The organism is Planococcus salinarum, from assembly GCF_007004625.1.
Taxonomy (GTDB): domain Bacteria; phylum Bacillota; class Bacilli; order Bacillales_A; family Planococcaceae; genus Planococcus; species Planococcus salinarum.
The window spans coordinates 102241-112412 of record NZ_VIFV01000003.1 but is presented as its reverse complement, the minus strand read 5'-3'; the positions used below and the strand labels follow the sequence as shown (position 1 = coordinate 112412).

The 10172-nt window shown below is 48.0% G+C and carries 9 protein-coding genes and 1 other annotated feature; all 9 genes read right to left on the bottom strand.

Features of this window, described 5'->3' with window-relative positions; genetic code table 11:
• Positions 1–2: 2 nt before the first annotated feature.
• On the bottom strand, positions 3–911 hold the full coding sequence (gene pyrB, locus DIJ65_RS04290) for an aspartate carbamoyltransferase (RefSeq protein ID WP_117303236.1): 909 nt from the start codon (positions 909–911) through the stop codon (positions 3–5).
• Between the two features lie 123 nt (positions 912–1034).
• On the bottom strand, positions 1035–2324 hold the full coding sequence (locus DIJ65_RS04285) for a solute carrier family 23 protein (protein ID WP_117303201.1): 1290 nt from the start codon (positions 2322–2324) through the stop codon (positions 1035–1037).
• A 26-nt stretch (positions 2325–2350) separates the two neighbouring features.
• Complete coding sequence (gene pyrR, locus DIJ65_RS04280) at positions 2351–2887, bottom strand: bifunctional pyr operon transcriptional regulator/uracil phosphoribosyltransferase PyrR (protein WP_313903006.1); 537 nt, start codon at positions 2885–2887, stop codon at positions 2351–2353.
• Between the two features lie 191 nt (positions 2888–3078).
• Positions 3079–3990: an RluA family pseudouridine synthase gene (locus tag DIJ65_RS04275; protein WP_117303233.1), complete on the bottom strand. Its 912-nt coding sequence runs from the start codon at positions 3988–3990 to the stop codon at positions 3079–3081.
• Positions 3991–3995: 5 nt separating this feature from the next.
• Positions 3996–4472 (bottom strand): signal peptidase II, encoded by a 477-nt coding sequence (gene lspA / locus DIJ65_RS04270; protein ID WP_117303199.1) that lies wholly within the window; start codon positions 4470–4472, stop codon positions 3996–3998.
• Between the two features lie 490 nt (positions 4473–4962).
• Positions 4963–7725 (bottom strand): isoleucine--tRNA ligase, encoded by a 2763-nt coding sequence (gene ileS, locus DIJ65_RS04265; protein WP_117303197.1) that lies wholly within the window; start codon positions 7723–7725, stop codon positions 4963–4965.
• A gap of 43 nt (positions 7726–7768) precedes the next feature.
• Positions 7769–7983: a binding site (T-box leader), on the bottom strand.
• Between the two features lie 442 nt (positions 7984–8425).
• Positions 8426–8947, bottom strand: a complete 522-nt coding sequence (locus DIJ65_RS04260; protein WP_117303193.1) for a DivIVA domain-containing protein — start codon at positions 8945–8947, stop codon at positions 8426–8428.
• A 93-nt stretch (positions 8948–9040) separates the two neighbouring features.
• Complete coding sequence (locus tag DIJ65_RS04255; RefSeq protein ID WP_117303191.1) at positions 9041–9826, bottom strand: YlmH family RNA-binding protein; 786 nt, start codon at positions 9824–9826, stop codon at positions 9041–9043.
• A gap of 65 nt (positions 9827–9891) precedes the next feature.
• Complete coding sequence (locus DIJ65_RS04250; RefSeq protein ID WP_117303189.1) at positions 9892–10152, bottom strand: YggT family protein; 261 nt, start codon at positions 10150–10152, stop codon at positions 9892–9894.
• Positions 10153–10172 lie beyond the last annotated feature (20 nt).

The window sequence follows — 10172 nt, the reverse complement described above, 5'->3', positions numbered from 1 at the left end:
TCTCAATCTCTCCCTTTCATTGCGTATTCAAGAACTGCCATGCGGATAAATACTCCGTTTGCCATTTGTTTAAAGATTCGTGAGCGTTCACATTCGATCAGGCTGTCCGCAATTTCGACGCCTCTGTTGATAGGTGCCGGATGCATGATGATTGCCGAGCTCTTCATTTTCATTTCGCGCTCAACGGTTAGGCCATATCGCTCATGATATTGATTCTTCGTCAGCAGCTCACTGATTGCATGGCGTTTATGCTGAACCCGCAGCAGTTCACTGTCTGCGTGCCGTTCGTGCTGCACACGGAGCATCATGACAACATCAGTTGTTTCTATATAATCATCCAGCTGTTCTGAACTTTCAAAATCGCCACTCCATTCCGGGGGACAAACAAATTTTACTTTAGCACCCAACTGGGCAAGAGCTGCGGCATTCGATTTTGCCACGCGGCTATGGGCGATATCGCCGGCAATCGTTACATGGATGCCTTCAAAGCGGCCAAACTCTTGCCAGATCGTATACAAGTCCAGCAACGATTGTGTCGGATGCTGTCCAGAGCCATCGCCGCCGTTGATTACTGCCAATTTGATCCCTTCAAGTTGACGATAATATTCTTCTTCACTATGGCGGACGACAATCGCATCCACACCAATTGCTTCCAAAGTTTTTACCGTATCGTAGAGCGTTTCTCCTTTTAGGACACTGGAGAAGCCGGTTTCAAACGGCAGCGCAGTTATGCCGAGTTTATATTCCGCCATTTCAAAGCTCATTTTCGTGCGGGTGCTCGGTTCGAAAAACAGATTGATGACCGTGCCACCGAGTGTAAGCTGCTCCCCTTTTTCAAAAGCTGTCGCCCGTTCGATCAACCCCATGATGGTGTCGTTTGATAAGTTGTCCATCGTCAAAATATTTGGCATATATTTGTCTCCTCCCATAAAAAACACCTTCCTGAGGGCAGGAAGGTGTGAGGAAACAAGGGCAGACTTCGCCCTTATCTATCAACCCTTTCCATGCCTCTCGGGACATTCATTAAAAGGTGGTTATTCAGTTCCGTCGTCAAGTTCTTCTTTCTCCAGACCCGGCAGCACCAGGTTGAGTAGCACCCCGATGATTGCCGCAAGCGCCATTCCTTCGATGACAAAGGTTTCACTGAATTCAAGTCTTGCTCCGCCAATTCCGATAACAAGGATGACAGATGAAATGACCAGGTTGCGTTTGTTGCCGAAATCGATGTTGTTGTCGACCAGCATGCGCAGGCCCGATGAAGCGATGATTCCGAACAGCAGGATCGAAATTCCGCCCAGTACCGCGGTTGGTATCGTTTCGATGGCCGCCATTAATTTCCCGGCGAAGGAGAAGACGATGGCAAAGACGGCTGCACCGAAGATGACGTAAACACTGAACACCCGCGTGATTGCCAGAACTCCGATGTTTTCCCCGTATGTCGTTTTGGGAGGACCCCCAATAAGTGAAGATATAAAGGTTCCAAGACCATCGCCCAAAATCGAGCGGTGCAATCCCGGATCTTTTATGTAATTCCGGTCGACGATCTTGCCGAGAACCAACTGATGCCCAATGTGTTCAGAGATGGTGACAATCGCAATCGGCACCATGATGAACAGCAGGGTCGGAGTGACCTGGAAGGAATAATCCACACCGGGAATCAAAAAGTCTGGTATCGCAAACCAGCTTGCTTCGCCGATTGCCGCAAAATCGATGATGCCGATTGCTGCTGAGTAGGCATAACCGACGAGCAGGCCGATTAGGATCGGCATCAGTGAAATGATATTTTTAAAGTAAATCGTACAGATGATGGCAGTCAAAAGGGTGACGATTGCTGCTGAAAAATGCAGCAGGCTGTATTCCGAACCGCCGGCAGCTGCAGGAATTGTCATGGCCATATCGACTGCTATCCCGGCCAAAGCCAATCCGATGACGATGATGACCGGGCCGACTACGATCGGCGGCAAAATTTTCATCAGCCATTGATAGCCTGTTTTCCAGATGATCAGTGATACAAGGGCATATACTGCAGAGACGAACATCGCGCCGATCATTGCGGAGCCGATACCCCCTGATAATGTCGCAACCTGTATCGGCACGATAAAGGCGAATGATGATCCCAGGTATGCCGGTACTTTGAATTGGGTGATCAACAAGAAAATAATCGTCGCGATACCGCTTGTCAATAAGGCGATCGCCGGGCTTAACCCAACCAGCTGCGGCACGAGAATTGTTGCGCCGAACATGGCGAACATATGCTGGAGGCTCAGTGAAATCCACTGGCCGGTTTTCGGTTTGTCATGTATATCTAATACTGCTTCGCTCAAAAATTTCTCCCCCGTCTCTCTCTCTACTATTCGTGTATTGCTACGCGGTCTTTGCCGTCGCTTTCTTTCATCTCAACAACGATCCGCTCGTTGCTGGATGTCGGGATATTCTTGCCGACATAATCCGAGCGGATCGGTAGCTCCCGGTGTCCTCGGTCAATCAGCACGGCCAACTGGATCTGGGCTGGTCTGCCGATATCCATCACCGCATCCATCGCCGCTCTCACGGTCCGGCCTGTAAACAGTACATCATCAACCAGCACCACTTTCTGTCCCTCGATGCTGTGTTTGATATCCACCTGCTGGACAAGCGGTTCATTGTTTTTATTTTTGACACTCAAATCATCCCGGTAAAGGGTGATGTCCAGCTCGCCGGTTTTAATCGCTTTGCCTTCGATTTTCTCCACTTTTTCAGCTAGCCGCCTTGCGATGAACGCTCCTCTGGTTTTGATGCCGACCAGTATGATGTCATCAATTCCCTTGTTGCGTTCAATGATTTCATGGGCAATGCGGGTAATGGCCCTTGCCATGGCCTGCTCGTCCAGAATATCTGCTTTCTCCACCATTGTCTCATCTCCTTTGGGCAAATAAAAAACCTCCTGCCGGAGGGCAGGAGGATATATGCGCAGAAAAGTCCAGCACGGAAGACAGACCTCCGGCTTGCGTAAATACCTTCTCAGCCTCTCTGGACTGTTTTTAAAGGTGTTATTATTCGATTTGTTTTTTCAAGTATAAAGAAGGAAAGACGGTTTTGTCAATCCTTCTTTCGAAGAGATTCAAGAAGTTCCGAGAATTCTTCCGGCATTTCAGCTGAGTATTCCATGTATTCACCGGTTTTCGGATGATCGAAACCGATCACTTCGGCATGCAATGCCTGGCCGCCGATGTCCATCGTCTTCTTCGGTCCGTATTTCGGATCGCCGACCAGCGGGAAGCCAATGTATTTCATGTGGACACGGATCTGGTGCGTACGCCCTGTTTCCAGGCGGCATTCAACCAGTGTAAAGTCGCCGAAACGTTCAAGAACACGGAAATGCGTCACGGCATGTTTGCCTCTATCCACAACCGACATGTTCTGGCGTTCTTTCGGATCGCGCGCAATCGGTGCTTCGATTGTTCCTTTGTCATGGGGAATATGTCCATGAACCAAAGCAAGATATTTGCGGGTTACACTTTTTCGCACCAGTTGGTTGACCAGTGACATGTGTGCCGCGTCATTTTTTGCGACCATCAGCAAACCGGATGTATCTTTATCAATCCGGTGCACAATACCTGGACGGACGACTCCGTTGATCCCCGATAAATCGGTGCACTGATACATCAGGCCATTGACAAGTGTACCCCGTGAATGGCCGGGCGCAGGATGGACAACCATGCCTTTCGGTTTGTTGACGACCAAAACATCGGCGTCTTCATAAACGATCTCAAGATCGAGGTTTTCCGGCACCACGTCGAGCTCTTCAAGCACCGGTGGCGTAGCAATGATCACATCATCGGGACGCACTTTATAATTCGGTTTGACTATTTCACCATTGACCCGAACGTTTCCATCTTTTACCCAGTTGGCGATTTGTGAACGTGACCAATCTTCATCAATCGACGAAACGGCTTTGTCAATTCGTTGTCCGGCCATTTCTTCTGTAATTTGAATTGTTAAATCTTCAATTTCCATTAAGACACCTTTTTCTTTTCTTGTTTTTCGTCATAGATCACGAATATGATCATCAGGATAACCCCGATTGTCAGTGCAGCATCGGCAATATTGAATATTGGAAAATCATAATTGATGACAGGAATCAGCACATCGATAAAATCAACGACTTCACCGAGGAGCATCCGGTCAATAAAGTTTCCGATGGCACCACCCAGAATGACCATCAGGCTGATTTGAAACAGCGGCTGGCCCTGGGCGTGTTTATGGAAATAATAGAGGATGGCTATAATGACCGCTACGGTAATGATCCCAAACAGCCACATCTGCCCTTCCAGCATGCCCCAGGCTGCCCCACGGTTGCGATGCGAAAGCCAGGCAAGATACGGCTCAAACACCGGTATCCGTTCGCCGAGCTCCATATTCTGCACCACCAGCCATTTAGTAAACTGGTCGGCAGCAATTATCACCAATGCAATTGCATAATAAATAAACATATGTTTCCCCCGTCAAATCATCTGTCGTTCTATTTTAACACAATCCGCCTCTAAATAGGTGAGGTCCGGAGAGCCGGGCTAACGGTTCTCCAGACCTCAACAATTTATTTTCCCTTCGATTGAAAAGTCATGTAATTAACGTTTCGACGCTTAGGACAAAGCTCCCGCAATAAGCCGAGAAAACCACTCGTCTTATTGCTCCGCTCAGTCCATAGGCGCGCCGGCGCTGAGAGAAGTCTTTAGAGATATGGAGCAAAACAGCGCAGACTCCCAGGGGAGCAGTAACGGAGTTGGTAAGCCAACTCCGTTACGAGCGAAGTGCTGAGATCCACTCGGGCGAAGTGTAACAAGCACGAGTTAGCTCAGCGCGAGCCCCCAGGAAAAACCATTGTGCTCCTGCATCGCTTCGCTGCTTCGTCGCAAAGACTTGACCTCGCAGGCTTCGTTCAACTCTTCGAAGCTGTTTTGCGGAATATCGGTTCAATTTCAATTAGCTATAGTGCTTCTCTACAACATCAGCACATCTCGGGCAAAGCGTTGGGTGTGCTTCGCTTACGCCGATTTTGTTTGAAATTGTCCAGCAGCGCTCACATTTTTCACCTTCAGATTTTTCAACCGATACAGTTACGTGATTTAATACCAATGCATCAGCCGGTGCTTCTTCAGGAGCTCCACCGAATTCATAATTGGACACGATCAACAGCTGCGCCACATTGTCATCGACAGAGGCGAGAAGGTTCTTCGTTTCTTCTGAACCGTAAACCGTCACTTTGGCTTCCAGCGATTTGCCGATCGTTTTCGCTGCGCGCGCTTCTTCTAGCGCTTTCAGCACGTCGTCACGAACAGCCATGAATGTCGACCATTTCGCTTCCAGGTCCTTAAAGCCCTCATTTACAACCGCTTTCGGGAAATCAGTCAGCTGGACACTGTCTTCTTCGACAAATCCAAGGTACGACCACATTTCATCAGCCGTATGCGGAATGATTGGCGACGCCAATTTCAGGATGGACATCAATGAATCGAACATGACTGTCTGCATCGCGCGGCGGTGCGGGTGGTCAGCGGCTTCAATGTAGACGACATCTTTTGCGACATCCAGATAGAAAGAACTCAAATCGTTTGCGCAATAATTGTTCAATGCATTGTAGATTGTCGCAAACTCGTAGTTTTCATAACCTTTACGGGCAGTTTCAATCATTTTTTGAAGTTTCATAGCCATATACTGATCCATTTCACGCATGTCTTCGAAAGCGACACGATTCTCTTTTTCATTGAAATCGGCCAGATTTCCGTGAAGGAATTTCAGCGTGTTGCGGATTTTGCGGTATACTTCTGAAACTTGTTTGAAGTTCTCATCGGATACGCGGACATCTGCCGTGTAATCGACTGATGCTACCCAAAGGCGAAGGATATCGGCCCCCATCTGGTTCATCACTTTTGCAGGAACGATGACATTGCCAAGCGATTTACTCATTTTGCGGCCGTTGCCGTCCAATGTAAAGCCATGGCTCAATACGCCTTTATAAGGTGCGATTCCGTTGATGGCAACACTTGTTGTCAATGAAGAGTTGAACCAGCCACGGTATTGGTCCGAGCCTTCGAGATAAAGGTCTGCCGGATATTGAAGATCTTCCCGTTCGTCCAACACAGCCTGATGGGACGATCCCGAGTCGAACCATACATCCATGATATCCATTTCTTTCGTGAAGATGCCGTTCGGGCTGCTCGGGTGTTCGAAACCTGAAGGCAGCAATTCAGCAGCCGGACGCTCGAACCAAATATTCGAGCCGTGTTCTCTGAACAGATCGGCAATATGCGCAATTGTTTCCTGCGTGATGATCGGGTCGCCATTTTCTGCATAAAATACCGGAATCGGCACGCCCCATACACGCTGACGGGAAATATTCCAATCGCCACGATCGCGGAGCATATTGAAGAGACGCGTTTCTCCCCATGCTGGCGTGAACGATGTTTCTTTGATTGCTTTAAGGATATTATCACGGAAAGCGTCGATTGATACGAACCACTGGGCAGTCGCCCGGTAAATGACCGGTTTTTTCGTACGCCAGTCATGCGGATACGAGTGGGTGATGAAAGCTAAGCTTTCCAAAGCACCCGCTTCGTCCAACGATTCCGTAATCGCTTTATTGGCTTTGTCATAAAATTGGCCTTCAAATCCTGGCGCTTCGTCCGTCATGACGCCGCGTTCGTCGACAGGGCATAATACATCAAGCCCGTATTTTTTGCCGACCAAAAAGTCATCTTCCCCGTGTCCTGGCGCTGTGTGGACACAGCCCGTACCCGAATCGACCGTAACGTGGTCGCCGAGCATAATGAGAGAAGTACGGTCGTAAAGTGGGTGTTTCGTCAGGATATTCTCCAGCTCTGCACCTTTCATTTCACGCACCACTTTCGGCGCTTCCCAGCCGATTTCAGCAGTCACTTCATCAAGCAATTCACGTGCGATGATATATAAAGACCCGTTGGCTTCAACTTCAACATAATCCAGTTTTTCGTGGACCGTGATGCCGAGATTCGCTGGAATAGTCCAAGGCGTTGTCGTCCAGATGATGAATTTTGTGCCTTCGGCAAGAACACCTTTACCGTCCGTCACCGGGAATGAAACATAGATGGATGGCGATTTTTTATCGTGATATTCGATTTCGGCTTCCGCAAGCGACGATTCACTCGAAGGGGACCAGTAAACCGGTTTCAGACCTTTGTAGATATAGCCTTTATTGGCCATGGCACCGAAAACTTCGATTTGGCGTGCTTCATAAGATGGCTTTAACGTAACATACGGATTTTCCCAGTCACCGCGCACACCGATGCGCTTGAACTGGCTGCGCTGGCTGTCAATCTGCTCATAGGCGTATTCCGCGCATAGCTTGCGGAATTCAGCGACTGTCATTTCTTTGCGGTTGACGCCTTTATTTGTCAATGCCTGTTCGATCGGCAAGCCGTGGGTATCCCAGCCTGGAACGTACGGGGCATTGAAGCCCATCATCGAGCGCGAACGGACAATCATGTCTTTGAGCACTTTGTTCAGTGCATGGCCCATATGCAAATCACCGTTTGCGTATGGCGGTCCGTCATGAAGGACAAAAAACGGCATGTCTTTCGTCCGCTCCTGCACTTTTCCATAAATATTCATTTCTTCCCATTTTGCCTGCATTTCCGGTTCCCGGTTCGGCAAATTTCCGCGCATTGGAAAATCGGTTTTCGGCATCAATAATGTATCTTTGTAATCCATCCTAATTCCTCCTGTAAACATAATAAAAAACCTCCCATCCCTGGAAAGGGACGAGAAGCCAGACTCGCGGTACCACCCTTGTTGCAGCTTGAACGCTGCCACTCGAACACCGTATCGTGGTGAAACGGAACCGGATACTCATTTTCCCCGGTTCTGCTCAAGAGTGATTTTCTTCATAGCTTTCAGCACCGGGCTTGCACTGTCCCCGGCTCGCTTTCCTGAATCGGCTATGCTTACTGTCTCCGTCAACGCATATTTTATGATTTTAATGAATCTATATAAGTGAACCAGTATAAAAACGCTTCGGCGCTTTGGACAGAGCTCCCACAATAAGCCGAGAAAACCACTCGTCTTATTGCTCCGCTCCGTCCTGAGTCGCGCCGGCGCTGGGTGATCATCTTTCGTGAAGAGAGTCTCAAAGATATGGAGCAAAACAGCGAAGACGCCCAGGGGAGCAGGCGAATGCCGACGCAGTGATGAGATCCACTCGGGCGAAGTGCAACGAGGCCGAGTTAGCTCAGCGCAAGCCCCCAGGCACAAACACTGTGCTCCTGCATCGCTTCGCTGCTTCGTCGCAAAGACTTAGCCTCGCAAGCGTCGGCTAATGTCTTCGAAGCTGTTTTGCGCAATATCGTTTCTTATAGATTATTAGTTCAACATATCTAGTATGTCGTAATTATAAAGAGTGTTGCACCCTTAGTCAAGGACGGTAGTCTTCGTTGTTGTCTTCCAGTTTATCGAGTGTCGTCGTATCGACATCATATTCCATCAATGATTCCCAATCGTCCGTATCGATCAGATCAAGCTGCGCTTCCACAATCATTTTGAAACGGTTGCGGAAAACTTTTGACTGTTTCTTCAGTTCTTCGATTTCCATTGCAATGCGGCGTGCTTTTGTCAATGATTCGTTGACGATGCGGTCTGCGTTTTTTTCCGCTTCACGAACAATGAGTTTCGCTTCTTTTTGGGAATTGCGGCGAACTTCTTCTGCAGCTTCCTGGGCAACAACAATCGACTTCTGTAAAGTTCCTTCGATGGTTGTGAAATGTCCGACACGTTCATCGGTCTGTTTCAGCCGCTCTTCCAGATCTTTTTTGTCTTTCATCAAAATCTCGTAATCTTTGATGATCTGATCCAGGAATTCGTTCACTTCATCTTCCTGGTATCCGCGAAACGCTTTGCTGAATTCTTTATTATGTATATCCAACGGGGACAATGGCATTCAGTGCACTCTCCTTAAATTATGTTTGTTACTTTCCATTATACCGCCCATGGCATGAAATATCAGTATAATTTTTGATATTCCATGCTGCGGTCATTTCCGGACTTCCAACCGGCCGATCTGCAGGCGGATTTTATCTTTTTTCGTACGCCCTTCAACCATCAGCACTTTAATCCGGCCAAAGCCCCTGGAAGAAATCATATCCGATTCATGCAATTCAAAAGAAGGGTTCTCCTGCACTCGCCAATTCACTTTCACCTTGCCACCGTGGATCAACGCGGAAGCTTTTTGCCGGGAGATATTATAAACCGAACTCACTACGGTATCGAGCCGCAGGGAACTGACGGTGTGGGATTCTTCATGCCATTCTTCTGTTGCTGTAATCATTTCGGCAACGTCTTCCACTTCAAGTAATTGCACTTTTACTTTAGCGGCAGAAATGAAATTGGTCTTGAGGTAGAGGCTCACTTCGTCTGCCACCGCAAATTGGATTCGCTCCCCCTCTATCCGGATATCACCAAATTTGCTTCGATCCAGCCCTACTGACATCAGCGACCCCAGAATATCCGGGTGTCGCAGGGTTACAAATTTCACTGGATACTTCAGTTCAAAAACCGTTATATTGAAATCTTCCAATGAAGGTTCGTAATAAGATGGATACAATAAGACCCGTTGACGTTCGGCGTCCGGAAATAATCCCATTGACTCCATCTGGATGTCGTTTGAGCCCAATACCGATTTTACGATGAACCTCTCCCGGGGATCCAGGAAATCGGTCAACTTCGGTGTATAGCGGTCTTCGACTTCATTCATCCAGCCGGAAACCTGTTCGATAAATTGCTGTTCTTCTTTTCGAAAATGCTGAAAAATGGAATCCATTGCGATGCCCCTTTCTGAATTGAAGTTTTTTCAAGAAAAAAACCCCACTAAGCGTGAGGCTGATCTTATAGCATTCCGAATAACACCTGGATCCCTCTGCTTGCCAGCAGCAAAGCATAGATGGCGATGATCGGTGAAATGTCGATCATGCCAAGTGGCGGGATGAACTTTCTGAAAATATCAAGATAGGGATCAGTCAAGCTGGTGATAAACTGCCCAAACCGCGATTCTTTGATGCTGGGAATCCAGCTCATCAGAACGCTGGCGATGATAAGGTAAAAATAAATATTCACTGCAGTTAATATAAACATTTCGATGTATGCCATCAGTTAATTATGCACCTCTT